The organism is Fictibacillus barbaricus (assembly GCF_014635025.1).
GTDB lineage: Bacteria > Bacillota > Bacilli > Bacillales > Fictibacillaceae > Fictibacillus > Fictibacillus barbaricus.
Genome location: NZ_BMCE01000002.1, coordinates 779,638 through 803,454, shown reverse-complemented (window position 1 = coordinate 803,454; position 23,817 = coordinate 779,638). Strand labels below are relative to the sequence as shown.

Annotated in this window: 27 protein-coding genes; 20 read left to right on the top strand and 7 right to left on the bottom strand. The window is 39.6% G+C overall.

The features are described from left to right. Positions 1 to 131 precede the first annotated feature (131 nt). The 4 genes from IEV52_RS13450 (at position 132) to IEV52_RS13435 (ending at position 3,424) form a co-directional block, all read left to right on the top strand. Positions 132 to 1,091, top strand: coding sequence for an ABC transporter substrate-binding protein (locus tag IEV52_RS13450; protein WP_188403035.1), 960 nt, complete (start codon positions 132 to 134; stop codon positions 1,089 to 1,091). Between the two features lie 193 nt (positions 1,092 to 1,284). After that, complete coding sequence (locus IEV52_RS13445) at positions 1,285 to 2,508, top strand: MFS transporter (RefSeq protein ID WP_188403034.1); 1,224 nt, start codon at positions 1,285 to 1,287, stop codon at positions 2,506 to 2,508. Between the two features lie 107 nt (positions 2,509 to 2,615). Then, entirely contained in the window at positions 2,616 to 3,038 is a 423-nt protein-coding gene (locus IEV52_RS13440; protein ID WP_188403033.1) for a DnaJ family domain-containing protein, read from the top strand. Between the two features lie 11 nt (positions 3,039 to 3,049). Further along, positions 3,050 to 3,424, top strand: coding sequence for a cupin domain-containing protein (locus IEV52_RS13435; protein ID WP_188403032.1), 375 nt, complete (start codon positions 3,050 to 3,052; stop codon positions 3,422 to 3,424). An 80-nt stretch (positions 3,425 to 3,504) separates the two neighbouring features. On the opposite strand, the gene IEV52_RS13430 is transcribed toward IEV52_RS13435, so the two are convergent. After that, on the bottom strand, positions 3,505 to 3,684 hold the full coding sequence (locus IEV52_RS13430; protein WP_188403031.1) for a small acid-soluble spore protein H: 180 nt from the start codon (positions 3,682 to 3,684) through the stop codon (positions 3,505 to 3,507). A gap of 150 nt (positions 3,685 to 3,834) precedes the next feature. Between IEV52_RS13430 and IEV52_RS13425 the strand changes: the two genes are divergently transcribed. Together IEV52_RS13425 and IEV52_RS13420 are read left to right on the top strand one after the other, a co-directional pair. Further along, a complete protein-coding gene (locus IEV52_RS13425; RefSeq protein WP_188403030.1) occupies positions 3,835 to 4,770 on the top strand; it encodes a magnesium transporter CorA family protein in 936 nt (311 codons plus the stop codon). Positions 4,771 to 4,826: 56 nt separating this feature from the next. Continuing rightward, entirely contained in the window at positions 4,827 to 5,177 is a 351-nt protein-coding gene (locus IEV52_RS13420) for a hydrolase (RefSeq protein ID WP_188403029.1), read from the top strand. An 18-nt stretch (positions 5,178 to 5,195) separates the two neighbouring features. Here IEV52_RS13420 and IEV52_RS13415 read toward each other — a convergent pair whose 3' ends face one another. Both IEV52_RS13415 and IEV52_RS13410 read right to left on the bottom strand, forming a co-directional pair. Beyond that, the gene (locus IEV52_RS13415; RefSeq protein WP_188403028.1) at positions 5,196 to 5,414 is read right to left on the bottom strand and encodes a hypothetical protein; all 219 of its coding nucleotides are present in this window, start codon (positions 5,412 to 5,414) and stop codon (positions 5,196 to 5,198) included. A gap of 45 nt (positions 5,415 to 5,459) precedes the next feature. Further along, a complete protein-coding gene (locus IEV52_RS13410; protein ID WP_188403912.1) occupies positions 5,460 to 6,119 on the bottom strand; it encodes a deoxynucleoside kinase in 660 nt (219 codons plus the stop codon). A gap of 252 nt (positions 6,120 to 6,371) precedes the next feature. On the opposite strand from IEV52_RS13410, the gene IEV52_RS13405 reads away from it, so the two are divergent. The 3 genes from IEV52_RS13405 (at position 6,372) to IEV52_RS13395 (ending at position 8,990) form a co-directional block, all read left to right on the top strand. Further along, positions 6,372 to 7,004, top strand: a complete 633-nt coding sequence (locus IEV52_RS13405) for a DsbA family oxidoreductase (RefSeq protein WP_188403027.1) — start codon at positions 6,372 to 6,374, stop codon at positions 7,002 to 7,004. Positions 7,005 to 7,373: 369 nt separating this feature from the next. Further along, positions 7,374 to 8,597, top strand: coding sequence for an MDR family MFS transporter (locus tag IEV52_RS13400; protein WP_188403026.1), 1,224 nt, complete (start codon positions 7,374 to 7,376; stop codon positions 8,595 to 8,597). Positions 8,598 to 8,615: 18 nt separating this feature from the next. Continuing rightward, a complete protein-coding gene (locus tag IEV52_RS13395) occupies positions 8,616 to 8,990 on the top strand; it encodes a VOC family protein (protein WP_188403025.1) in 375 nt (124 codons plus the stop codon). 105 nt (positions 8,991 to 9,095) lie between these two features. On the opposite strand, the gene IEV52_RS13390 is transcribed toward IEV52_RS13395, so the two are convergent. Then, positions 9,096 to 9,431, bottom strand: a complete 336-nt coding sequence (locus IEV52_RS13390; RefSeq protein ID WP_188403024.1) for a ribonuclease M5 — start codon at positions 9,429 to 9,431, stop codon at positions 9,096 to 9,098. Between the two features lie 103 nt (positions 9,432 to 9,534). Between IEV52_RS13390 and IEV52_RS13385 the strand changes: the two genes are divergently transcribed. After that, positions 9,535 to 10,638, top strand: coding sequence for a hypothetical protein (locus IEV52_RS13385; protein WP_188403023.1), 1,104 nt, complete (start codon positions 9,535 to 9,537; stop codon positions 10,636 to 10,638). A 382-nt stretch (positions 10,639 to 11,020) separates the two neighbouring features. Continuing rightward, positions 11,021 to 11,446 (top strand): transporter, encoded by a 426-nt coding sequence (locus IEV52_RS13380; protein ID WP_229754284.1) that lies wholly within the window; start codon positions 11,021 to 11,023, stop codon positions 11,444 to 11,446. 83 nt (positions 11,447 to 11,529) lie between these two features. Here IEV52_RS13380 and IEV52_RS13375 read toward each other — a convergent pair whose 3' ends face one another. Further along, positions 11,530 to 13,005, bottom strand: a complete 1,476-nt coding sequence (locus IEV52_RS13375; RefSeq protein WP_188403021.1) for a methyl-accepting chemotaxis protein — start codon at positions 13,003 to 13,005, stop codon at positions 11,530 to 11,532. 132 nt (positions 13,006 to 13,137) lie between these two features. On the opposite strand from IEV52_RS13375, the gene IEV52_RS13370 reads away from it, so the two are divergent. Continuing rightward, complete coding sequence (locus IEV52_RS13370; protein WP_188403020.1) at positions 13,138 to 14,010, top strand: hypothetical protein; 873 nt, start codon at positions 13,138 to 13,140, stop codon at positions 14,008 to 14,010. 376 nt (positions 14,011 to 14,386) lie between these two features. Here IEV52_RS13370 and cspD read toward each other — a convergent pair whose 3' ends face one another. Beyond that, entirely contained in the window at positions 14,387 to 14,587 is a 201-nt protein-coding gene (gene cspD, locus IEV52_RS13365; protein ID WP_188403019.1) for a cold-shock protein CspD, read from the bottom strand. 192 nt (positions 14,588 to 14,779) lie between these two features. Then, positions 14,780 to 15,070 (bottom strand): late competence development ComFB family protein, encoded by a 291-nt coding sequence (locus IEV52_RS13360; protein ID WP_188403018.1) that lies wholly within the window; start codon positions 15,068 to 15,070, stop codon positions 14,780 to 14,782. Between the two features lie 212 nt (positions 15,071 to 15,282). On the opposite strand from IEV52_RS13360, the gene IEV52_RS13355 reads away from it, so the two are divergent. From IEV52_RS13355 to IEV52_RS13320, 8 genes are all read left to right on the top strand, one after another. Then, complete coding sequence (locus tag IEV52_RS13355) at positions 15,283 to 15,948, top strand: GntR family transcriptional regulator (protein WP_188403017.1); 666 nt, start codon at positions 15,283 to 15,285, stop codon at positions 15,946 to 15,948. Positions 15,949 to 15,960: 12 nt separating this feature from the next. Continuing rightward, entirely contained in the window at positions 15,961 to 16,887 is a 927-nt protein-coding gene (gene hpaI, locus IEV52_RS13350) for a 2,4-dihydroxyhept-2-ene-1,7-dioic acid aldolase (RefSeq protein WP_188403016.1), read from the top strand. Beyond that, positions 16,884 to 17,675: a fumarylacetoacetate hydrolase family protein gene (locus tag IEV52_RS13345; RefSeq protein WP_188403015.1), complete on the top strand. Its 792-nt coding sequence runs from the start codon at positions 16,884 to 16,886 to the stop codon at positions 17,673 to 17,675. The genes hpaI and IEV52_RS13345 overlap by 4 nt, the downstream gene beginning before the upstream one ends. Further along, positions 17,659 to 19,173: a 5-carboxymethyl-2-hydroxymuconate semialdehyde dehydrogenase gene (gene hpaE, locus IEV52_RS13340; protein WP_188403014.1), complete on the top strand. Its 1,515-nt coding sequence runs from the start codon at positions 17,659 to 17,661 to the stop codon at positions 19,171 to 19,173. The genes IEV52_RS13345 and hpaE overlap by 17 nt, the downstream gene beginning before the upstream one ends. 12 nt (positions 19,174 to 19,185) lie before the next feature. After that, positions 19,186 to 20,661, top strand: coding sequence for a 4-hydroxyphenylacetate 3-monooxygenase, oxygenase component (hpaB, locus tag IEV52_RS13335; RefSeq protein WP_188403013.1), 1,476 nt, complete (start codon positions 19,186 to 19,188; stop codon positions 20,659 to 20,661). A 12-nt stretch (positions 20,662 to 20,673) separates the two neighbouring features. After that, on the top strand, positions 20,674 to 21,657 hold the full coding sequence (gene hpaD / locus IEV52_RS13330; protein WP_188403012.1) for a 3,4-dihydroxyphenylacetate 2,3-dioxygenase: 984 nt from the start codon (positions 20,674 to 20,676) through the stop codon (positions 21,655 to 21,657). 94 nt (positions 21,658 to 21,751) lie between these two features. Next, positions 21,752 to 22,921 (top strand): ABC transporter substrate-binding protein, encoded by a 1,170-nt coding sequence (locus IEV52_RS13325; RefSeq protein ID WP_188403011.1) that lies wholly within the window; start codon positions 21,752 to 21,754, stop codon positions 22,919 to 22,921. 12 nt (positions 22,922 to 22,933) lie between these two features. After that, on the top strand, positions 22,934 to 23,815 hold the full coding sequence (locus IEV52_RS13320; RefSeq protein ID WP_188403010.1) for a branched-chain amino acid ABC transporter permease: 882 nt from the start codon (positions 22,934 to 22,936) through the stop codon (positions 23,813 to 23,815). Positions 23,816 to 23,817 lie beyond the last annotated feature (2 nt).

Below are 23,817 nucleotides of genomic sequence, written 5' to 3'. Positions count from 1 at the left end.
AGAGAGATCTGTCAATGACTTTGAAAATCATTATCATTTAGTTATTGACAACGGATTCAATACATATTATGATACGAGTTGTAATTGATTCTCATTATCATTTGCGAACAAAAAAGGGGAGAGAGAAACAGATGAAAAAGATTACATACAAATGGCTTGCATTTGCTGCTGTTCTTACTTTAATGCTTGCTTTGGCAGCATGCGGCGGGAAAGACAAAGCAAAAGAAGAAGAAAAATCTGAGGGAGCTTCCGCTTCTTATAAAGTTGAACACGCTATGGGTACTACAGAAGTAAAAGAAAACAAACGCGTAGTTATTCTTACGAATGAAGGAACTGAAGCACTCCTTGCTCTCGGAGTAAAACCAGTAGGAGCAGTAAAATCTTGGACAGGTGATCCTTGGTACGATCATATTAAGGACGAGATGGAAGGCGTGGAAGTTGTAGGTGACGAGAGCGCGGTTAATATTGAAAAAATTGTAGCACTTAAACCTGACCTGATTATCGGTAACAAGATGCGTCAAGAAAAACAATTTGATGAATTGAACAAGATCGCACCAACAGTTTTCGCGGAAGATCTGCGTGGTGACTGGAAGATTAACTTCGAACTTTATGCTAAAGCATTAAATAAAGAAGAAAAAGGAAAAGAAGTGTTAGCAGCATTCGACCAACGTATCGAGGACTTCAAAAAAGAAGCTGGCGATAAGCTGAAGAATGAAGTTTCCATGGTCCGTTTTATGCCAGGAAAAACTCGTATCTATCATCAAGATACTTTCTCTGGCGTAATTCTTAAACAAATCGGTTTTGCACGTCCTGGAGACCAAAACAAACCTGATTTTGCTGAAGAAGTAACACAAGAGCGCATTCCTGATATGAACGGTGACATTTTATTCTACTTCACTTATGAAACAGGAGACGGGGAAGCTAGCAAAATAGAAAAAGAATGGACAAACAATCCGCTTTGGAAAAACCTTGAAGTTGTAAAAGCAGGAAAAGCATTTAAAGTGGACGATGCGACTTGGAACACAGCCGGCGGTGTGAAAGCGGCAAACATAATGCTTGATGAGCTTGAAAAATATTTCTTAGAAAAATAAGCAGAAGAAGAGGAAGCGAGTATTCGCTTCCTTTCTTTTTATCCACTTTGCTGTTGATTTATTGAAATTGAGAATTCGAGTAGAAATATTATTAATTTCACCATAAAATTACAACAAGTGATCGTTTTTTCGCCAGTATTTTCCTATAATAGAAGCGTAACAAGTAACGAGATGAATGGCGGGAGAAAAAGAATTGAAGTTATCAGGGGAGATTTTTCGCAACAAAAGCTTTCTTTATTTTTGGCTAAGTTCAATCTTAACCGCGATGGGTGACAGTATTTTTATGATCACGCTGATGTGGCTTCTGGTACAGATTACAGGTTCGCCAGTCATCGTAGGTACTTACATCTTGCTCGTCACACTAACGAAATTTTCATTTATTCTATTTGGCGGGGCGGTAGTTGACCGTTTTTCGGTTCGTAACCTTTTAATTGGGTCGGCGATAGGAAGAGGGTCCATCCTTTTACTTCTATTTCTTATCGTCGCCCTGTACGAACCGCCTGTCTACGTGTTCTATATTGCAGGAGTTCTTTTCGGATTGATCGACGCTATCAGTGAACCAGCAGGTATAACTTTTAGAACAAGGCTTGTGGCAGAGAAGCATTACACACAGTCAATGAGCCTTCTAATGATGGCGAATCAGGCGTCAGGGGTTGTAGGCCCTATTGCCGGTGCCATGTTATACGCTGTATATGGAGCTAAAATGGCATTTCTTTTAAATGCTGCAGCATTTTTTATCGCTGCTGGTTTGTTCCTGTTTATTAAGGTAAAGGAAGAGACGAGCGAAGAAAAAGCTTCTTCATTTTTTACAGGCATAAAAGAGGGTTTCTCATTTTTTATTGGAGCACCCGTACTTGCAACAATGGCTCTTTTTGCTTTTTTTGCAAATGCAGCGGTAGGGGCAGTAATGGTCAGTCTGCCATTCTTAATAAAGGATTTAGACTTTGGCATCAAAGGTTACGGTTGGGCTCATTCTTCCATTGCAATTGGAAGTGTTGCAGCGGCTATTATCTTCTCTTTATTCGTTATTCATAAACCAAAACCATATATGACATTGTTAACCTGCTTTCTTCAAGGAGTTACTATTGTTTTAATCGGGTTCTTTTCAAAGGAACTTGCTGTTTTATTATTGCTTCTGTCTCTCGTGGGATTTTTTGAGGCGGCTGTTAATATAATTGCACCGAGCGTAAACCATGCGCTTATCCCTCCAAAACTGTTTGGTCGTGTGATTGGGATCATGATCATTATCATGGGGATCTCTGAGCCCATTGCTGCCGGTACTGCAGGTATCTTAATTGAAAGAATAGGACCTCGAGACGTATTTGTTTGGGGAGGAACGATGGAGATGCTTGTTGCACTGATTGTGTTTTCACTTCCATTTATCCGAAATTTCAAACCAGAACAAAAGCGTTCTTAATTTATACACAATTCTGCTATAAATCTGCCATATCTTTTCCAAGGAAAATGAAGGGAATAAACATAATGTATAGGTAAGAAGCAAATTTATTTCTGGAGGTTTTTACAATGAATAAAAAACCGTCATTTGAAAAGGAAATGCAGAAACGTGAAATTTTAATGAAGGACGAGCAAACAAATGCCTGGTTTTATGAAGATCATATTACGGCTATTGTGAACCGTGCGCGTAAGGAAGGAGCATTTGACAATCTGGATGGATTAGGAAAACCACTCCAGATCGATCAAGACCTTGCTTATAATCCCGAGAAACGTCTTCATAAAGTGATGAAAGATAATAATGTTTTGCCAAATTGGGTGAAACTTGGCCAAGAGATAGACGTATTAAAGGAAGAACTAAAATCGTATACGGTCGAATATAACATTAAAAAGACAGTGGAAGCCATTAACCAAAAAGTGCTTCAGTACAACTTAACCTGTCCGCCGACGGCTCAGCGGATGAAAGTGAACCTGGAGGACATTTTGAAGAAATAAGCGGAGGGTGTATGTCGAAAATAAGTACGTTAAATGCAGAACATTACCATTGGGGAGATGCATGTGATGGATGGCATCTTCTTAAGCAAGATAATTTAAGTATCATACATGAAAAGATGCCCCCTCAATCAGCTGAGGTGAGACATTATCATGTGTTCTCACACCAATTTTTCTTTTTGTTGAATGGTGAGCTTGTCATTGAGAAGGATGGGGAAGAAACAACCATTCATCCTCATCAGGGAATCGCAATTCCTGCCGGGATACCTCACCAGGTTCGTAATGAATCTCAAATGCCAGCTGAGTTTCTTGTAACATCGCAACCTCCCGCTCATGGAGATCGAGTGGTTGTAAAAAAAGTAAAAAGCATCAGTCATGTGACCCTTTAGCTCTCAATAGCAAAAAGGGTTTTTTTTGAACCTGAAGATAAAAACCTCCGCAATATGCGGAGGTTCTTGTTGGGAAGTATTTATTGTTCAATAAGACTAGAAACAGATACACTTTGTTTATTATCTGGGTCATTAAGCGGATGAATTGTAGCTTTTCCAGTTTGCTGGTCCACGTGCTCAATGTAAATTTGTTCTCCGTTATAAGTAACAGTAGTCATAGTTGAAGATGAAGAAATCTCTTGTGCTCGCTTTGCTTCCATTTTAAGAAGAACCTCCTTAAATTAATAACACCCATAATATTTGTGAATCATGTCTGAATTATACTTTTATGATGTGACAAAATTATGTGTTTTTCAATATTCGCCAATCAATAGGGAAAGCTACTTAAAAACGGTACTGGAGCAGATTTTATGCTAAAATACAAAAAATCAACGAACGAAACGATACGGACTGAACATTTTGAAGTGCCATCTGATGACGAAACACTTTGGCTGTTTTATGATTCACCTGAAGAAATGAAAAGAGATGGTGTGTTAGATAAAATTGATCTTCATGAGCTGGCAAGATCATCATTCACCACCTTTTCTGAACATCCAAGTATAAACGTGTATGCCGAACATGCTGTACTTTCTACCTTTTATTTAGAAAATAAAACCTTAGAACCACTGAGGATAAATGTTCTCATTGGCGAAAAGTACTTAGTCGTTATGGCCGAACGTGAAATGCCATTTAGAGAACAGCTCGTGAAAGACTTTCAAGAGAATCCAGAGCACATGCAGCATGTCAGTTATATGCTTTATTATTTTATGAAGGACATTGTGAATTCCTACTTGGAAGTAGTGGATCAGCTTTCAGATGAATTTTTGGAGCTTGAGAAAAGTGTATTTGTTGATCCGTTAAAGCGTGAGATCGGCCACAAAGTGTACCGGTGGAAAAACCGGCTTCACAAACTAAGACAGTATGTTGAAGCAGAAGAAAGTATTATACAAAAGATGGGCCATGATGATTTTGAATACGCCAATGAGGAATCTGGTTTTTATTTCAAGGATCTACTTTCTGCATTCTCAAGAGTTACTTCTGCATTTGACAGCTTTAAAGAAAATTTAAAAGGTGTTTTAGATTTGCAGATGTCGTTAAAGTCTGATCATATGAACCGGATTATGAAAACATTGACACTTATAAGCGCCGTGTTTGTACCTCTAACATTCATCGCGGGTTTATATGGGATGAACTTTGAATATATGCCTGAGCTCAAATGGCAATATGGCTACTTTTTTGTTTTAACCCTTTGTTTAGCTCTAGCTATCATGATCATGGGCTATTTTAAGAAAAAAAGATGGTGGTAAAGGTTACATAAAATTTCGTGTGTGGCGGAAAATAATGAAAAAGGAGGACGTCACTCTTGGAAAAAAGACCTTACTATGTAAACGTTGAAAGTGGAGAAATCCTGCCAATTAAAACCGCATCTTCTTTTCAATTTGAAATATCAGCATCTGATGAAGATGTAAGAGAACTTGAAAAAAAATTTAGCGAGCTGGAAAGTACAGCAAATGATACATTTGTGAGATCACACGTGCCATATGTACCATATTCAAATGATTCTGATAATGACAGGTACGATCAAAAATTAAGAGAAGCCTATCAAATCATACATGATCTCGGTCAAGAAGAAACAAGACGATTTATTGAAACGATGAGTTTTTGGAATCCTGAAAAACCGCAAGACCTAGAAAAAAGGCCAAAAGACAAATAGTCTCAGGCCTTTTCTTTCTTAATAAACAAAATATGCAATGTAGATGATTAAAGCAATTGCAACCGTAAAACCTGCTAACGCAATAAAAACGGGATTGAGCAGTGCAGTATGTCTAGAAACTGCTGGATTTACCTCATCTTCAGTATACACTTTTTGTTTCTTTGTGAGTTTCATCGTATACCAAAGTCCTGCAGCTGCTACAAGGACAGACAATAAAATAAATAACATTGTAAACAATGTGTTCACTCCTTAACCTTGTTTGTCCTCATAGTGTTTGTGAATTTAGCGGCTTTCATGCATAACTGCAGAAGGTTGGGCTAATGCATCAAGTCTCTGAAGCTCATTTGTAACGAGTGCTAAAATCTTTTCTTGATCGTTTTTATCAAATATATTATATTGATCACTTTCGATCACCAAAACGGGTGTCTTATCGTAGGCTTTGATCCATTCCTTGTATTTTGCATGAAGGGTTTTATAGTATGCCAAAAGTTCTGGATTTTCCTCAACCTGCTCATATGAACGGCCTCTTTGTTGAATACGATTCAAAACGGTTTCTAAGTCACTATCCAAATAAATCAGAAGATCTGGGCGTACTTTTGGCGTTTTGTCTATTTCGTTCATCATGGTTTCAAGTAAATCTTTGTAAGTGTCAAATTCAAGCTGTGTCATGTTGCCGGAATCATAGTTGAGTTCTGCAAAGATCAGATCCTCATAAAGGCTTCGATCTAGTACATTATCCGGACTCGTTCTAGCTTGGCGAATCGTTTTAAAACGCGTATTTAAAAAATAAATCTGAAGCGGAAATGCCCATCGCTTCGGGTTTTTGTAATAATCGGGTAGAATAGGGTTATCGACAACGCTTTCGTAAAAAATTTCGCTGCCAAGCTGATTACTTAAGAACTCGGCATATGTAGACTTACCCGTACCGATCATACCTGCCATTAAAATCACGGTATATCCTCCTAAAATAAAATGCTGAATGCATAAGGTTTTTGGTGTTAAACAAAAAACGATGCGATTTACAGCTGTTAGCCAGTAAGCTGGACTAAATTTGATACTTATGTAAGAAATAAAAATAAAAAAATCTATATATAGTATGTATGTCTGTAAAGCCTTTCTAAATATATCATGTAATACAAAAGGTGAATAGAGGGTGTTTGCCTAACGAATAAAAATTAAGTTAGGGGGGAAAGAATGACTATTAAAATTAAAGTATACTCGGACTTTGTATGTCCCTATTGTTTTTTAGCTGAAACACCTCTTTTAGAAGCTACAAAAGATAAAGACGTTGACATTGAATGGATGCCATATGAACTGCGTCCATTTCCACAGAAAACGTTGAGACCAGAAGACGATTACCTTCAAAGAGCATGGCAAGAATCGGTTCAGCCTCTTTCAAAAAAAATGGGTGTAGAGATGATTCTGCCAGATGTCTCTCCGCAGCCGCATACCTATTACGCTCATGAAGGTCTTCTGTTTGCAAAAAAACATCAGAAAGAACAAGTATATGCACATCTTGTTTTTAAGAGTTTTTATCACGAAGGAAAAGATATTGGACAGGTTGCCGTTCTTCGTGAAATTGCAGAAGGTGCTGGACTGGATGGGGAGGCGTTTCAACAAGCCTTAGAGTCTCGTGAATTCAGTAAAGAGAGAGCAGAATATTTACGTCAGGCAAATGAAGAATTAGATATTACTGCCGTTCCTACCATCTTTATCGGCGATCGGGTATTAAAGGGACTTCATCCACAAGCCAATATTGAACGAGCATTAAGAGGTGCAATCCGTGATACGAAATATGAGTTTTGTGAAGGAGATGAATGCGAATAAATTAACAGAAAAAAGAGCGCTTTGAAGGATTTCCTTCTAAGCGCTCTTTTTCGTTTTTAACAATGAAAAAAGGGGGTTGTTGATAGGGATGTCTATAATATAGCAATGCCAATAGAAAAATGGACGAATATGTGATTTTTTTGATAAACGTTATTACTTTGTGACAAAGTCGCGTTGACGGACTAAAGATTCCTATAAACAAAGAAAAAAGCCCTTTATAGGGGAGGGCTTTTTTCGGGAAAGGGGGGTACACCTATATAAGACGAATGAAATAAAGATAAGTTTCAAAAAATGTAAATTTTCTTTTCTATCTTTTTTAAAAAAGTGATAAAGTTATAAAACAGAAAAAAGAAGAGAGAAGGAATGGAGATGAGTGGATTTTTTGCTAAGTGGCATCCTGCTGTTATTGTTATCGTTTCAGGTACACTTTTTACCCGTGCGGCATTCTTTATGACGATGCCGTTTCTAGCAATCTATTTGTACAGCGAAAAAGGTATTGATCCCTCTATGGTAGGGTTGATCATTGGCATTAGCGCTTTAACCGGAACATTTGGCGGATTCTTTGGTGGATATCTGTCAGATCGTATAGGAAGAGTACCGGTGATGACCGCTGCTATTTTTACATGGAGTGTTGTTTTTATTGGATTTGCCATCGCGGATGCTACCTGGCATTTCTTTTTGCTTAACATGTTAAACGGACTCTGTCGGTCTTGGTTTGAACCGATTTCAAGAGCATTGCTTGCTGATGTAACAACAAAAGAAAACCGTCTTCGGGTTTTTAATGCTCGCTACTTTGCGATCAATGTAGGTGCTGCTATCGGACCGGTCGTCGGTACACAGCTCGGAACAAGTTCTTCAACAAAGGCCTTTTATATTACAGCTTTGGCCTATCTTTTATACGCGCTCCTCATTGTTGTGACATTAAAGGGACATGCATCTGAATTAGCTAGAGGGGAAGAAAAAAAGTTTTCTATGAAATCTGCTTTACGTGTCCTAGTGAATGATAAAGTGCTTGCTTTTTTTCTGATCGGGAACACAATTGTTATGATGGCACAGTCACAAATGGATACAACACTAGCGCAATATATAGGAAACGCACCACAATTTGAAAATGGTGTTAAACTCTTTGCCTATCTTGTTGTAACAAATGCTATTACTGTACTCGTACTGCAATTTCCCGTCACAAACTATATAAATAGATTTCAGCCCATGAACGCACTTCGCTTTGGCAGTATTGCATTCAGCCTTGCTCTGTTAGGGTTCGGGTTATCGACTAATTGGATCTTTTTGGTTATTAGTATGATCTTTTTAACGGTTGGTGAAATTATTGTTTTTGTAATGAGCGATGTGCTTCTGGATGACTTAGCTCCAGAGCATATGAGAGGTACATATTTTGGAGCCATGTCATTTCGTTCAATTGGTTTCAGTGCAGGTCCGTGGATTGGCGGCATGCTGCTGAGTACATTTGGATTCGAACATGGATTTTATGTGTTCGGCTGTCTAACACTTATTTCACTGCTGGCTTTACCGTTTTTTCAATATGGTGAGGGTATACGGAAAACACTAGCTGAACAACAATCTGCATCAACATAAGAGGGGAGTTTTTCGACAATGATAACAGGGATTGAACACACAGGAATTATAGTATCGAACATGGAGAATTCAATCGCATTTTACACGGAGGTACTCGGTCTTAAACTTTTAGATCGATTTGAACATACGAGTGTTCCGGTAGAACTGGCGTTTTTAGGATTAGGCGAAAAAGTACTTGTTGAACTGATTTCAGGCTACACAGGTGAGGTAACAAACGAAGGGAAAGTCCATCATATCGCATTTTCTGTTACGAACATCGAGGAGAAGTTTGAATTGTTAAAAGGAGAGGGAGTTTTGATAAAAGATAAAAAAATCACAGAGCTTCCAAACGGAAAGTACTTTTTCTTTTATGGTCCTGATGAAGAATCCTTAGAGTTTTTTGAACGTAAATGATAAGCAGACTGCAGAGATAATTCTTTGCAGTCTTTTTATTGCTTTGTAAAGTTTTATTAGAGGGAAAGGGAAAAGAGAGGTTCTAGAGAAATCTTGAAAAAGAACTTAAATTCCAGGAAGTGTCTCTTTTAAGTATTGATTGGAGCAATACTCTACACCGTATTTATAACGATGTTCTCGAACATTTCTTGCCTTTTTCGGATCGATTCGGATACGTTTGATTTCTGGATATGCTTCCATGATTTTAAGGGCGATTTTATCTCCTGGCTCATCAGGGTCTGTTAAAACATAAACTTCGTCACACAGCGTTAAAGCTTCTTCTATCGCTCTTCTTTCTTTATGACGAAATGATATTCCGTTCAAAATAACAAAATGGGCATGTGGATGAACACTTTGCACTCTCAGTTGATCACTTTTGCCTTCAACGATGTATCCGGTCATAGCGCCTCCTGTAAAAACTAAGATTCATGATAATTTTATGGAGTGCATATCGATAATAGTACAACTTCTGAAAATTATTGACAGAGAAAAGGAAGTGTATGTGTTGAAGAAGCTGTTATTCATCATGAAGACACTTTTATGGAGCTTCTTTTGGCCGTTCATTTTATACGGTCTATACTTGCTGCTCAGTGGAATACAAGGATTGATTCTTGGTGTAATTGTACTCATCATTTGTTTCTTGCTATTTTCTATAGGCTTTATTGGTTTGTATAAGAGCAGTTCTTCATTACTAGGTAAACAAAGAATAGGAGCAAGTCTTCTTCTACTTCTTGTTGTCGCTTTAACAACGGTATTTCTATCCGTAACCAACTATGTATTGGATACTTCTTTATCTCAAAATCTTTCAGCAAGAATAAAGAATCAATTTTATATGGAAGCAGTGCTAGTTGAAAAAGAAAGGATCTTTGAGAAGATATCTTTTTTAAAAACATTAGAAAATAGGTTCGACCCACTTACTTCTGTTTTCTATGAAAAACAGGACGAGGAATTGGCAGTGGCAGCATCAAGACATATTCGCAAAATGCAAGGTTCGAATTCCAGATGGATCGATGCTCATAATCCAGTCACTGTTACTGTCATTTTATACCGAAATCCATTAATCTTCCAAAAACACTTACCGCATCATTCTTACGAAAATTTACAAGCATTATATGTTCCGGCAGAAGAGACGATCCATCTGCTTGTAACGAAAGAGATGGAAAAAGATAGGGACCGTTTATTGGAGTTGGTCGCTCATGAATATACACATCACTGGATCGTAAGCTACCTATCAGAAAATGGCTTGGACAATCGGCACTTGCCAAGGTGGTTTGAAGAAGGGCTTGCAGAATACGCGGGTAAACAGAGTATAAGGACTGTTCCGGATTTTGTCCCGCTTAATTTAATTCCATTCACTCGCTTAGATACAGTTGAAGAGTGGGCATATGAAAACAGGCGTAATTCTCCCCATTTGCCATATCGCCAAAGTTACTATGCAATCGATCAGCTGGTTCGAGACGGCAAACAAGATAGAATAAAAACATTGCTATTAAATAATAAAGAAAACTTTTACCGCTTGTTTCAGAAGGAGATTGGAAAGTCAGTCATTGAGTTTGAGGTTCACTTTTTACGTGATGAGATGAAGGTTTTTAGGGAAAATAACGATTGATCAGGAATCCTTTTCATTTATTCTCTCGGGTGTTGCAACAATTATATTCACACCTGCTAGCCCTCGCTTTAATTTGATATCAAAAAATAGACCCCGTAATAGGGGTCTATTCGCTTATCGGCTTTTCAATTTCCGTTTAATAATTGGCAAAAGTCTTTTTTTTCCTTCTTTTAATAAAAAGGCGAAAGCCATTCCTTTTATACCTTTACTGAGTCTACCCATCTTGTCATCCTCCTTATAAGAAAACATAGGTGTTTCCTGTAATATACCCGAATCTAGTGTAAAGCAATCCTTTTAATCGCAGTCGGGATACTTGTCTATACGTTTTAGTATGAAGTGAATAAACTGAAGCGAATACCAATTTTTACAGGAGTTGAATAGTTTGAGTAATAGAAGTTTCCCTTTCTTCCCTGGGCAAGGCGGAGGTCAAGGTTTTGGACCAGGAGGCGGTCAAGGATTTGGCCCTCCAGGTGGACCTCCCGGAGGACCTCCTGGAGGGGGTGGCGGAGGCGGTGGTATGGCACCAACATCAGCACCACCTTCATTTACACCATCACAATCCCAAGGTTATAGTTTGCAAGGAGGCGGCGGGGGTGGAGGCCAGCCTGGAATTTACGCAGTTGATCCAGGGGCAATCAGACCTTGTTTGTATCAATTCGTGTACATCTGGCCAAAATGGGGTCCTGGTTTTTGGGCATGGCTCACATTTGTCGGCCGCCGATCTGTTGCCGGTTTCCGTTGGAACGGACGCCGCTGGGTTTACTTTGGCATGGACACTCGCCAAATCAATTCGTTTTATTGCTATTAAAAACAACCGCCTTATGGCGGCTGTTTTTATTTCCTCCGACAAAAATACCTTTCCACTTTATCATGAAAAGGCACTTTATTTCTTTATTCTTTTACAAGTTCATTTAGTTCTGTGGTAAGTGCTTCAAATTGGTTAAAGCTTTCCACAACCTCTTCGACACATCTATGTTGTTCTTCAACAGATGCAAGAACTTCCTCAACAGAGCCGCTTGAAGTCTCAGCAATTCCGGAAACAGATCGAATTTCTCCTACAATATATCCAGTAGACTCATATAACTGGTTGATCAACTCTTGTACTTGAGAAGACTGTGCAGCAACTTGATCTGCATTTTTTAGGATTTGATTAAAGTTATGTGTTGTTTTCTGTGTTGCTTCTAGACTCGATGTGACTACCCCTTGTGATCCATCTACAAATTGGGCAGCTTGTTTTGCTTTGCTGCGAATCTCTTCAAGAATGCCGGCGATCTGTTTCGTTGAGTTCTTTGAGTCTTCTGCTAACCGTCTAACTTCATCAGCTACTACCGCAAAGCCTCTTCCTTGATCTCCAGCACGTGCAGCTTCAATCGCTGCGTTTAAAGCCAGCAGATTCGTTTGAGAAGAGATTTCTTCAATCGTTGTTAAAATTCCTTCAATCGATTCACTTTGAGCATTTAATTCGTGCATTAATGAATTCGTTTGTCGCATAAGTTCGCTGACTTCTTCCATCTTTATGGAAAGTTCGGAAACTTGATTTTCACCAACTTTTGTAATTAAGGCAGTTTGTTCAGATAGTTTTTTCATATCGCTAGAGTGCTGAAAAAGTCCTTTTGCTGCCTCATTAGTACTTGTTACAGATTGGCTCATACCACCAACACTCACAGCTTGTGATTCTACTCCCTTTGCGACTTCAGTAAAGGCGTATGTAATGTGGCTAGAGATCTCACCTGTTCTAGTAACGTTTCCTTTTACAGACTGACTGAAAAGATGAAGGTTATCTGATGCATCTTTTATTTTGGCTAACAATTGCTGCAGCTTAACTTTATCACTTTCGGCTTGTTTTTCAGCGTTTATCATATTTTCTTGCATACGCTGGCCGATTCTTACCTGAGCCACTAGGGCTGCTGTGATAACTACAAAAAAAACATTAAGAGAAATAATGATTTTCGGATCTTGACCCGCAAACATCGTGTCTTTATATTGGAAAAAGAAAAAATTGGTTAACAATAATCCGCCTACACCCGATAGTAAAATAGAAATGTAATTATGATACAACGTAATTACAGCCAAACATACATAAGTCATCAAATAAGTAGAGATCTTTGGGTTTGAGTCTGCCATAATAACGGTTAAAAGGGTTATACCAATGACTACATAATACTGAACAAAGCGTGTTGCCCATTTTTGATACGTCCAAATCGTAAGAGAAAGAAGGATAACTAATCCTGCTCCACCATAAAACAATACGCTACCTGCCGTTTTTGTACTGGCATATGTACTTGCAAGGCCCAGAAAGAACATTCCCCAAAGCATTTTTGTTACAAGTTTGTTTGTTTGTAAATCTGAGGCAAATGATGGATTCAAATTTATTCATCTCCGTTTTAGAATGTATAAGTGCTGTTCTTATATCGACATCTTTTTTATGAAATTAAAGATGGTAATTCCAATATGTAACAATTTTTTTGAAGAGTCGTCTAAATTTATGAGGTGATAATTATGACTAATAATACATGGATAAAGGTTTGGATGGTAGCATTGGTTCTTATGCTTTCTGCTTGCTCGAGTAAATCCGAAAACATTGAAAAGAAAGATCAAGCTGCTAAAACTGCTGAACCGGCACAAACGCAAACCAAAGAAGAGAAAAAAGAAGAGCCGGCTGCAGAAACGATTACTTCAATTGAAGAAGAAGCCACCTATATTGGTCAGATCGACAATAATTCGATTGAAGTCAAAGCTGCTGGTGAAATTCTTGTTTTGCGTTTAACAGAAGAAGTGCGTGACACGATTGCAACATTAAAAGATGGATCAAAAGTAACAATCGTTTATAAAAAGAATGAGAATGACCAATGGATTCTTGAGAGGATAACACCTGCTGAAACTGGCCAGCCTGAGTTAGCACCTACTAAAATGCTAAAATACACGGTTAACGGTACTTCAGTTGAAGAGGCTGCATCCCTTATAGAGAGTGAGCTTAATTACCATTTTTATAAATTGCCAGACTTTGAGTTTACAGCAGAAGAACCACAAAAAGACTTGCTATTTGTTGCCGATTTTGCTGAAACTTTTGTTAGAATCGAGCCGCTATCAGAGGATGCATCAGTTGATGATTTAAAGAAGTGGGCAAACGATGAGCTGAAGGCAGTAGGGGATATAAAAGAAGTAAATGGCAGGGAAACAGCGGGACCTGCCTTTGGGTCCACGGAACTTTTCATTACAGCATCAAAAGATTCATTTAAAAAATATATTGTTTTTCAGAACTTGGAAAACGGTGATAAAGTAAAATACACTGTGAGCTTGCCTCAACACCAGAACTCAGTAAAATGGGAGCAAGCCATCTGGGCCATGCTTTCCACCCTTCAAACAAAATAAATACAAATAAGGCGTACCTCGTAGGGTACGCTTTAAAATTATAGTAATAAAAAAGAATATGAGACATAAATGTAGCATGTGGCATATAATATTTGCAAAGGATAAAAAAGTTTCCTTAAGGAAAGATAGGTGATCGCCATGTGGTGCAAAGAAAGTTCATTATTTAAATTGCAGCAGTACACATTGATCCTACACAAACTTGGAATATTTTCAAACGAGGATAAGATAGACATACTTGGGAAAATACAAAACTATAAGATGAAAGTCAGACTGAAAGATTAAGGCTCACTTCTAGAGAGAGGCCTCTTCATTTATATGAAATAGTTACACAGAAAAAACCCGGCATAGACTGCCGGGTTTTATATATGGGCTGTGCTTATTTTTTAGTTACGTTAGCTGCTTGTGGTCCGCGAGCTCCGTCAACGATTTCGAATTCTACATCTTGACCTTCTTCAAGAGTTTTGAATCCATCAGATTGAATAGCAGAAAAGTGAACGAATACGTCGTCTCCACCTTCAACTTCGATGAAGCCAAAACCTTTTTCTGCGTTAAACCATTTTACTTTTCCTGTTTGCATGTGAATGCCTCCTAAAACGTTTGCACTTTTGTGCTCTGTAATTACCAAACCACTTTCAAACACTTGATAAAAGATGTAATCCAGTACTGAATGGTTGTCACAAATATATCATAAGAAAAAAACTCTCGCAAGAAACTTTTCTGAAAAATTGAAATAAAGAGACAAGAGTTTTTTTGCAAAAAAAACCATCCTCTACTCAAGAGTGGGAGATGGTTTTAATTCATGTGAAGGACGCGTTGCTACGATGCCTGTTGCCTTAACGATCTGGTTTAAGATATTTACTCTAGATTGGTCATCAAAGTTTTGTGCTTTAACGTATGCATAGCCATCTTCATTCGATACATAACGGGGAGGCAAATTATTGAGTGTAATCGCAAATACATCTGCTTTACAAATCTCGCATTTGCAAGGAAGTTGAAGTTGTCCCCAATAGTTCTTCAAAGCTTCATCTACAAGAATTTCCATTGCATTTTTTACATTCATGGGCTATTTACCCCTTTATACACAATCTATATGAATAGAATAGCTTATTCTTACTACATATGTAAACTTCTTCACGTTTTAACATGACTATTTAACTATAGGAATTTTCGTACTTAATCTTTACTGTTACCTTTTTACTAAATTAACAATAATATATGATTTTTCTGAAAATAAGGTTGAAATCATATATGATTTGAGATTAACATAGAAATATGAAGACTCAACATAAACCTAACAAGCAGCAATATGCTTATCAAGTCATCCGTTCTCGTATTTTAGATGGAAGGTATCCGCCAGGATCTAAACTGGTAATTGATCAGCTGGCAAGAGAACTTCAAACGAGTGCTATACCCGTTCGTGAAGCGATCAGATTACTTGAAGCGGATTCTCTCATTTCATTTAAACCCTACTCAGGAGCGATTGTTACCCCATTCGATGAAGAAGCATATTTAGAAACACTATCCGTATTAGCCGTTTTGGAAGGTTTTGCAACTGCAGAATCATCTACACACTTTCCTCATGAAAAACTTGAAGATTTAAGAGCGTACACAGTACTTATGGAAGATGCACTTGATTCTCTGGACTTTTCTCTTTTCTCCAACTACAACAAAGAATTTCATAAACTCACATACAAATACTGCACGAATCAATTTTTAAAGGAACAAATTCATTCAACATGGGAAAGGTTAGCAACGGTTCGTAAGCAAGGAACGACAATGAAGCCCTCCCGAATGAAACGTTCCATTATTGAACACTATCAATTAATAGAAATGCTCGAAAAAAGAGAAGATCCAAATAAAATTGAAACATTTACAAGAGATCATAAGATGAACACGCTGAAAGCTTTTCTTGAGGACAAATCAAAAAACCAAATTTGAGGAGATGAAAGTATGAACGTAGAAGAAGCAAAAAAATCTCTTAGAGGCTCAATCGCACCCATCATCACACCTTTTCACGATGATGAGTCATTGGATCTCGATACGCTAAAAAGTTTAATAGACTGGCATATCCAGTCTGGGAGTCATGGGATCTCAGTTACAGGAACAACAGGTGAACCTTCATCATTAACGTTAAAAGAACGTGAACGTGTTATGGAAACTGCTATTAAAGCAGTTGATAAGAGGGTGCCGATCGTCCCGGGAACAGGCTCCACAAATCACCAGGAATCCCTTCATCTAACAAAGCTCGCCCAAGAAATGGGGGCGGATGCCGCGATGGTCATCGTCCCTTACTATAACAAGCCTTCTCAGCATGCACTGTACAAACATTTCAAACTTATTGCAGATTCTGTTGATATTCCGCTTATTATTTATAATATTCCAGGGAGGACAGCTGTGAATCTGGAAGTGAAAACACTCGCACGTCTTAATGAAGACTGTCCGAACATAATAGGTGTAAAAGAATCTAATAAAGATTTTGAGCACATTAATCGTGTGCTTCTAAACTGCGGACGTGACTTTTTGCTGTATTCGGGAATCGAACTTCTGTGTTATCCGATGCTGGCGATCGGCGGAGCTGGGTATATATCTGCAACAGCGAACGTGCTGCCATCTAAAGTGGCAGAAGTATACAACGCATGGGATTCCGGAAACGTTGAGGAAGCTTTAAAGCTGCACTACGAACTGATGCCATTAAACGATGTTCTTTTTAAAGATACAAACCCGGCACCGCTAAAGGCTGCACTTGGTATGATGGGCAAGATCAATCCTAAGCTCAGATTGCCGATGGATCTACCTGCTGAATCATTACAAAAAGAGATCAGGTCTGTACTAGCAGACTATGGATTAGTAGAAAAAATAGGGAGTGAAGTTAAATGAAGCACGCACGTGTCATATTTGAAGGAAGAGAGCAAAAAGGAACAATAGTAGATGATGTGATTACTTTCTCATCTGGTAAGGCAGCTCACGTAAAAGATATTGAAACATGGCTGCCGCCATTTAAGCCGAATAAGATGATTGGCCTCGCTCTGAACTATGCAGATCATGCAGATGAGTTAGGGCTAGAGAAACCTGCAGAACCAGTTCTTTTTATTAAACCAAACTCCTCTTTAGTCGGCCATAAAGGGCAAGTGTTTTACCCAGACGGTGCTACGTACATGCACTATGAAAACGAGTTAGCGGTTGTCATCGGTAAGGAAGGGAGAAACATTAAAGCTGATAATGCGATGGATTTTGTAAGCGGTTACACGATTGCGAACGATGTTACGGTTCGTGATTTTGTAAACAACTGGTATCGTCCTCCTGTACGTGCGAAAGGACATGATACGTTTGGTCCGATGGGCCCGTATTATGTGGATGCTGCCGACATCCCGGATGTGACGAATCTTGAACTCAGAACCTATGTGAACGGTGAATTAAGACAGCGAGGGAACACAAAAGATTTAATGTATTCGATTCCGGAAATCATTGAGTTTGTATCATCTTTCATGACACTTGAGCCAAATGACGTGATCTGGACAGGTACACCAAAGGGGATCTCACATGTTCACCCAGGAGATGTGGTAAGACTAGAGATCGATTACTTGGGTGCATTGGAAAACACGATCGTTGATGGACGTACGGAAAAAGTGCCAACAGGAGGGAAGGATCATGAAGCCGGAAATTAAAGAAATGATTCAGCATTATATAAACGGTCAATTCGTTTCAGGACATACTGGTGATTACTTTGTAAACATAAATCCGTTTACGAACGAAAAAATCAACACGATCAGTGAAGGGACCAAAGAAGACATCAACGCTGCTGCAAAGGCAGCAAGGCACGCTTTCAAACAAGGACCTTGGGGCAAGATTAAGCAGGAAAAGCGACTTCAGTATATTTATAAAATTGCTGAACTTATCGATCGTGATATCGAAGAAATTGCCTTGCTGGAATCCTATGATACAGGATTGCCAATCGCACAGACGAGAAAAATGGTAGGACGTGCAGCTGATAATTTTAGATTTTATGCAGAAATGGTAAAAAACCGCATGTCTGGTGAAGCGTATCATGTAGATGATGAGTTCATGAACTATACGATTCAAAAACCTGTAGGAGTGGCAGGACTGATCACACCATGGAATGCCCCGTTTATGCTTGAAACGTGGAAGATCGCTCCTGCTCTTGCAACAGGCAACACAGTAATACTAAAACCTGCTGAGTGGTCACCTCTCACGGCTAATAAACTAGCAGAACTCGTAGATGAGGCCGGGTTGCCAGACGGTGTGTTTAACGTCGTTCATGGCTTTGGCGAAACAGCCGGAGCATCACTTGTTGCTCATAAAGATGTACAGCTCATCTCATTTACGGGTGAGACGAAGACAGGTTCAGAGATTATGAGAAACGGTGCTGACTCTCTTAAGCGTTTCTCTATGGAACTTGGCGGAAAATCCCCGATCATCGTATTTGATGACTGTGATTTCGAACGAGCACTCGATGCTTGTGTGTGGGGAATCTTCTCTTTTAATGGAGAAAGGTGTACAGCGAACTCTCGCTTGTTTGTTCAGGAATCGATTAAAGAAGAGTTTGTAGCACGTTTAAAAGAGAGGGTAGACAACATCATCGTTGGTGACCCTTCAGATCCTGATACAGAAGTAGGACCACTCATTCATAAAGATCACTATGAAAATGTGAAACGGTATCTGCAGATTGCTGAAAATGAGGGTGTTGAAATCTACAGCCAACCGCTTTTGGAATCTCATAAAAAAGGAAATTTTGTAGCACCAACACTTTTATTAAACGTAAAGAACGATATGACAGTGGCACAGGAAGAAATTTTTGGACCCGTATTATCCGTTATGACGTTTAGTGATGAAGCTGAAGTGATCGAGTATGCGAACGACATCAAATATGGACTTGCAGGATACGTATGGACAAATGATATGAAAAAAGGCCTTCGAGTTGCAAACGCGGTTGAAGCCGGTATGTTATGGGTGAATTCTCAAAATGTTCGTGACCTTCGTATTCCGTTTGGCGGCTCTAAAAATTCTGGAATCGGCCGTGAAGGCGGACATTACGCTTTTGAGTTTTATACAGAGATGAAAGTCGTGCATGTCGCATTAGCCGATCATCACATTCAGCAATTCGGAAAGAAAAAACAGACGCTTCAGACAGAAGCAAAACATTAAGGAGGGATTTCTTTGCCTGCACGCACGGGGGAACAATATATCCAAGGAATTACAAAGGCTAAGAACAACGTTTGGATTCATGGTGAAAAAGTAGAAGATGTACCATCTCATCCTGCATTTCGAAACATTGTAAGATCTATTGCTAACCTGTATGACCTCCAGCATGAAAAAGCAGACAAGATGCTGTACACTTCTGAACAAACAGGAGACAAAGTGGGTCTTTCTTTTATTGCGCCTAAAACGGTAGACGATCTGATCCGCCGCCGTCAGATGATCTCGGAGTGGGCGGGCTACACGGGCGGGATGATGGGCCGTTCACCGGATTATTTGAATACGAGCATCATGGCGTTTGGTACATCTGGCTCCTTTTTTGCTCAAAATGATCCGATGTTTGCGGAGAACGCAAAAAAGTATTATGACTATTGCCGTGAAAATGACATCAGCTTAACACACACGCTGATTCACCCTCAGACGAACCGTTCAAAAAAACAATCTGAGCAAAAAGATCCTTACTTATCCGCTCGGATTGTTGAGAAGAATAAGGATGGCATTGTTGTAAAAGGTGCAAGATTGTTAGCCACACTTGGCGGGGTGACTGATGAGATCGTCGTGTTCCCATCCACGCTGAATAAAGCATCCTCTGAAGATGATCCATACGCTATGGCTTTTGCGATTCCAAACAACACGGAAGGATTGAAGTTCTTATGCCGCGAGTCCTTTGATCAGGGAAGAGGTCAGTGGGATCACCCGTTAAGCTCGCGTTTTGAAGAAAGCGATGCGATTGTTGTTTTTGATAATGTACTTGTGCCGTGGGAACGTGTATTTGTGAGCGGCAGCTCAGATATCTGCAACCGTACGTATGTAGAGACAAATGCGATCGTCCATATGGCACATCAAGTAATCGCCAAAAATACAGTGAAAACGGAATTTGTTTTAGGTGTGATCCTGAATATGATGGAATCTATTGGGATTGATGTGTTTCCGCATGTTAAAGAAAAAGCGTCTGAAGTTATGCTGATCTTAGAGACGATGCGTTCTCACTTATACAGGGCAGAGCACAATGCATCTATTGATAAATACGGAAACATGACACCAGATTTCGCTCCGTTAAATGCTGCGCGCAACTGGTATCCAAAAATGTATCAGCGTATCGTTGAGATCGTTAAGATCCTAGGCGCTTCAGGGTTGATGGGAATTCCGACAGAAGCTGATTTTAATGCAGAGGACATAGGAGAGCTTGTCCATCGTTATACGCAAGGCGCGAACATCGATGGCTATGAGCGTACTCAGTTATTCCGCCTAGCGTGGGATATTTCAATCAGTACGTTCGGCGGACGCCAAGCGCTTTATGAATACTATTTCTTCGGAGATCCAGCACGCATGTCCAACATTTATTATGATAAATTTAACAAAGAGCCATATAAAGCAATGGTGAAGGATTTCTTGCAGCGTGTAAATTCTAAGAGCCATAATTATACGAGCGTATAGGAGGTAGCAGTCATGAATTTTAACATTATTCGAATCGCGCGAGTGGTCATGAACGTGACAGACCTCCATGCTTCCCGTGATTTTTATGTAAATGCTCTGGGTTTTATTGAAACTGCTTCCACTTCGGAGTGGATGGCTTTGCGTGGATTAGAAGAACATACGCATCACAGTCTGCTTTTAAAGAAAGCTGATAAGCCTGGTGTACACGCTGTAAGCTATAAGGTTTGGGAAGACAGCCATTTGAACCAGCTTGAGTCCTTTTTTAAAGGAAAAGGGGCAAAGGTGCTTTGGAAAGATGCAGACTCATCCGTTGGAATAGGCAAAACATTATGCGTACAAGATCCGTCTGGAATACCTCTTGAGTTTTTCGTGGAAATGGAAGGGGTTGAGCGCTGTATTCAAAAGTATGATCTATACCGCGGAGCGCGTGTCCAACGTATTGACCATATTAACTGTATGGTACCTGATGTTGAAGCGGCAGTTCAGTTTTATACGGATGAACTAGGATTTAGAGTTTCTGAATATACGGCAACCGAAGATGATCGAACGTGGGCAGCATGGCTTCATAGAAAACCAACCGTTCATGATGTAGCGTTTATGAACGGAGAAGGTCCTCGTCTTCATCACGTCGGCTTTTGGCTATCGGATCCGATGAGCCTCATCCATTGCTGTGATGTGATGGCGAGTATGGGTTATGCGGATAATATCGAACGCGGCCCAGGCCGACACGGATTATCGAACGCATTTTTCTTATACGTCCGTGATCCGGATGGAAACAGAATTGAATTGTATAATGGTGACTATCTAACGAGTGACCCGGACTTCAAACCAATCAAATGGGATATCAATGACCCAAGAAGGCAAACGTTCTGGGGTCACAAAGCACCTGACAGCTGGTTTAACGAGGCGACTTCATTTCTGGATTTAGAAACGGGAGAGCCAGTCAAACAAAAAAGCCCGACACTCGCTCAGCGCAAGCCTGACTTTGTTACTTGATATAACTTATTAATGTAAGCTGCCTCGAAGACTAGCATAACATATTCGAGGCAGCTTTTTGTATTCATTATATAAACGAGAGGGGTATCAGATAATGAAAAAATGGGTTTGGTTATTTGTAACGGTTCTATTTTTGTTCACGATTTCTGCTTGCAGTGACAGTTCGTCAGGTGAAGGGGATGAGATCATTATTGGAGGAGTGTTCTCTGCCTCAGGCCCTGCAGCACCTCTTGGAAAAGGTGAGATGGATACAGTGAAAATGCTGGTTGATAAAGTAAATGAGGACGGCGGAATCGACGGCAAAAAAATAAAACTTATTTCCTACGATGACAAATCGGATCAGAATGAAGCAGTGTTATCGATGAAAAAGCTCATTGAACAAGAAAAAGTCCATGCGGTGATAGGCGGTACGATCAGCGGGAACACCTTAGCTATGATTCCGCTGGCAGAAAAGTCTGAAATCCCGTTTATCTCACTTGCAGCCAGCAAACAAATCCACAACCCAGATGATAAATCATCTAGAAAATGGATCTTTAAGACAGCACAGGGAGATGATGTTGTAATTCCAAAGGTTTTGCAGTATCTAAAGGATGAAGGGTTAACGAAAATTGCCTGGCTAAACGTTGCCAATGCATATGGAACGAGCGGTCATACGGAATTTGCAGCGATGGCAAAAGATTTTGGAATAGAAGCTGTAGTTGAAGAAGAATTTGAGGCGACAGTTACTGATGCTAAGGCTATGCTTACACGGGTGAAAAAGGAAAAACCACAGGCTGTAGTCGTCTGGGGTACAGCCCAAGAGTCAGCTGTTATTACAAAAAATATTCGTCAGATTGGAATGGATGTTCCTATTATTAACAGCCATGGAATTGGAACAAAACAGTTTATAGAATTAGCCGGCGCCGAAGCAGAAGGAATTATATTTCCGATTGGCAGACTTCTTGTAGCGGATCAGCTGGGTGATGATGATAAACAAAAAGAGAAGCTATTAACCTACCAGAAAGATTATGAAGCAGAATTTAACGCGCCTCCAAGCACGTTTGGCGGCCATTCTTGGGATGCTTTTTATCTTTTAGTAGAAGCGATCAAAAAGGCAGATGGAACAGATCCTAAAAAAGTAAGAGATGCACTTGAAAAAGATAATGGAGGATTCGTAGGGATCTCAGGTGTATTCAACATTAATGAGAAGGATCATAACGGATTATCAAAAGATAGTTTAGTCATGGTAAAAATCAAAGATGGCGGATGGGTGATCAACGAATAGGAGGAACAACAGGTGGAATCGTTAAGTCAGTTAATGCAGCTTTTGTTTTCGGGTCTTACCATAGGGAGCATTTATGCCTTGATCGCTATCGGGTTTGTTATTACTTATAACATCACAGGTGTTCTTAATTTTGCTCAAGGAGAGTTCGCCATGCTTGGTGCTCTCCTTACTATCTCTATGTCAAGTGCAGGTCTCCCTCTATATTTAGCTGTAATAGTCGCTATTTTAATTGTTATGATGGTTGGCGGGCTGTTTGAAAGAGCAGCAATTTATCCTGCAAGAAAATCTTCTGTCGCAACATTGATCATTATTACGATCGGAGTATCTTTTGTATTCCGTGGAGCAGCCATTTTCATATGGGGAACCCAGCCTCATTCGCTTACTCCTTTTTCAGGAAATACTCCTATTAGAATTTTTGAGGCTGTTCTTCTGCCTCAGAGCTTATGGGCAGTGGGCATCTCATTAGCAGCGCTTGCCGGAATGTATTACTTCTTTAATAAGACTTATACAGGAAAGGCCGTAACTGCATGTGTGATGAACCGTTTTGCGGCCCAGTTGATGGGAATAAAACCAGAAAAGATGTCCTTTCTTTCTATCTCATTAAGTGCGGGACTCGGCGCATTAGCGGGAATCATCATTGCACCTATTTCCGGTGCTTCGTACCAGATGGGATTAATGCTTGGGATGAAGGCGTTTATAGCGGCTGTTATAGGTGGTCTAACAAACGCGCCCGCTGCTGTTTTAGGTGCATTCTTGATCGGTATAATTGAAGCATTCTCAGAAGGTTATCTTTCTTCGGGGTATAAAGATGCAGTAAGCTTTGCGGTATTGCTGCTGGTCTTGTTTTTTATGCCGAATGGACTTTTCTCAAAAAAATCGGGCAAGAGAGTATAGGT

Coding starts and splice junctions, on each gene's coding strand:
- IEV52_RS13360 (WP_188403018.1), bottom strand. CDS start 15,070: ATGAATGTAAAAAATGCAATGGAAATTCTTGTAGATGAAGCTTTGAAG.
- IEV52_RS13355 (WP_188403017.1), top strand. CDS start 15,283: ATGAAGACTCAACATAAACCTAACAAGCAGCAATATGCTTATCAAGTC.
- hpaD (WP_188403012.1), top strand. CDS start 20,674: ATGAATTTTAACATTATTCGAATCGCGCGAGTGGTCATGAACGTGACA.
- IEV52_RS13405 (WP_188403027.1), top strand. CDS start 6,372: ATGACTATTAAAATTAAAGTATACTCGGACTTTGTATGTCCCTATTGT.
- cspD (WP_188403019.1), bottom strand. CDS start 14,587: ATGCAAACAGGAAAAGTAAAATGGTTTAACGCAGAAAAAGGTTTTGGC.
- IEV52_RS13425 (WP_188403030.1), top strand. CDS start 3,835: ATGCTAAAATACAAAAAATCAACGAACGAAACGATACGGACTGAACAT.
- IEV52_RS13325 (WP_188403011.1), top strand. CDS start 21,752: ATGAAAAAATGGGTTTGGTTATTTGTAACGGTTCTATTTTTGTTCACG.
- hpaE (WP_188403014.1), top strand. CDS start 17,659: ATGAAGCCGGAAATTAAAGAAATGATTCAGCATTATATAAACGGTCAA.
- IEV52_RS13410 (WP_188403912.1), bottom strand. CDS start 6,119: ATGGCAGGTATGATCGGTACGGGTAAGTCTACATATGCCGAGTTCTTA.
- IEV52_RS13440 (WP_188403033.1), top strand. CDS start 2,616: ATGAATAAAAAACCGTCATTTGAAAAGGAAATGCAGAAACGTGAAATT.
- hpaI (WP_188403016.1), top strand. CDS start 15,961: ATGAACGTAGAAGAAGCAAAAAAATCTCTTAGAGGCTCAATCGCACCC.
- IEV52_RS13390 (WP_188403024.1), bottom strand. CDS start 9,431: ATGACCGGATACATCGTTGAAGGCAAAAGTGATCAACTGAGAGTGCAA.
- IEV52_RS13450 (WP_188403035.1), top strand. CDS start 132: ATGAAAAAGATTACATACAAATGGCTTGCATTTGCTGCTGTTCTTACT.
- IEV52_RS13400 (WP_188403026.1), top strand. CDS start 7,374: ATGAGTGGATTTTTTGCTAAGTGGCATCCTGCTGTTATTGTTATCGTT.
- IEV52_RS13345 (WP_188403015.1), top strand. CDS start 16,884: ATGAAGCACGCACGTGTCATATTTGAAGGAAGAGAGCAAAAAGGAACA.
- IEV52_RS13435 (WP_188403032.1), top strand. CDS start 3,050: ATGTCGAAAATAAGTACGTTAAATGCAGAACATTACCATTGGGGAGAT.
- IEV52_RS13395 (WP_188403025.1), top strand. CDS start 8,616: ATGATAACAGGGATTGAACACACAGGAATTATAGTATCGAACATGGAG.
- IEV52_RS13370 (WP_188403020.1), top strand. CDS start 13,138: ATGACTAATAATACATGGATAAAGGTTTGGATGGTAGCATTGGTTCTT.
- IEV52_RS13430 (WP_188403031.1), bottom strand. CDS start 3,684: ATGGAAGCAAAGCGAGCACAAGAGATTTCTTCATCTTCAACTATGACT.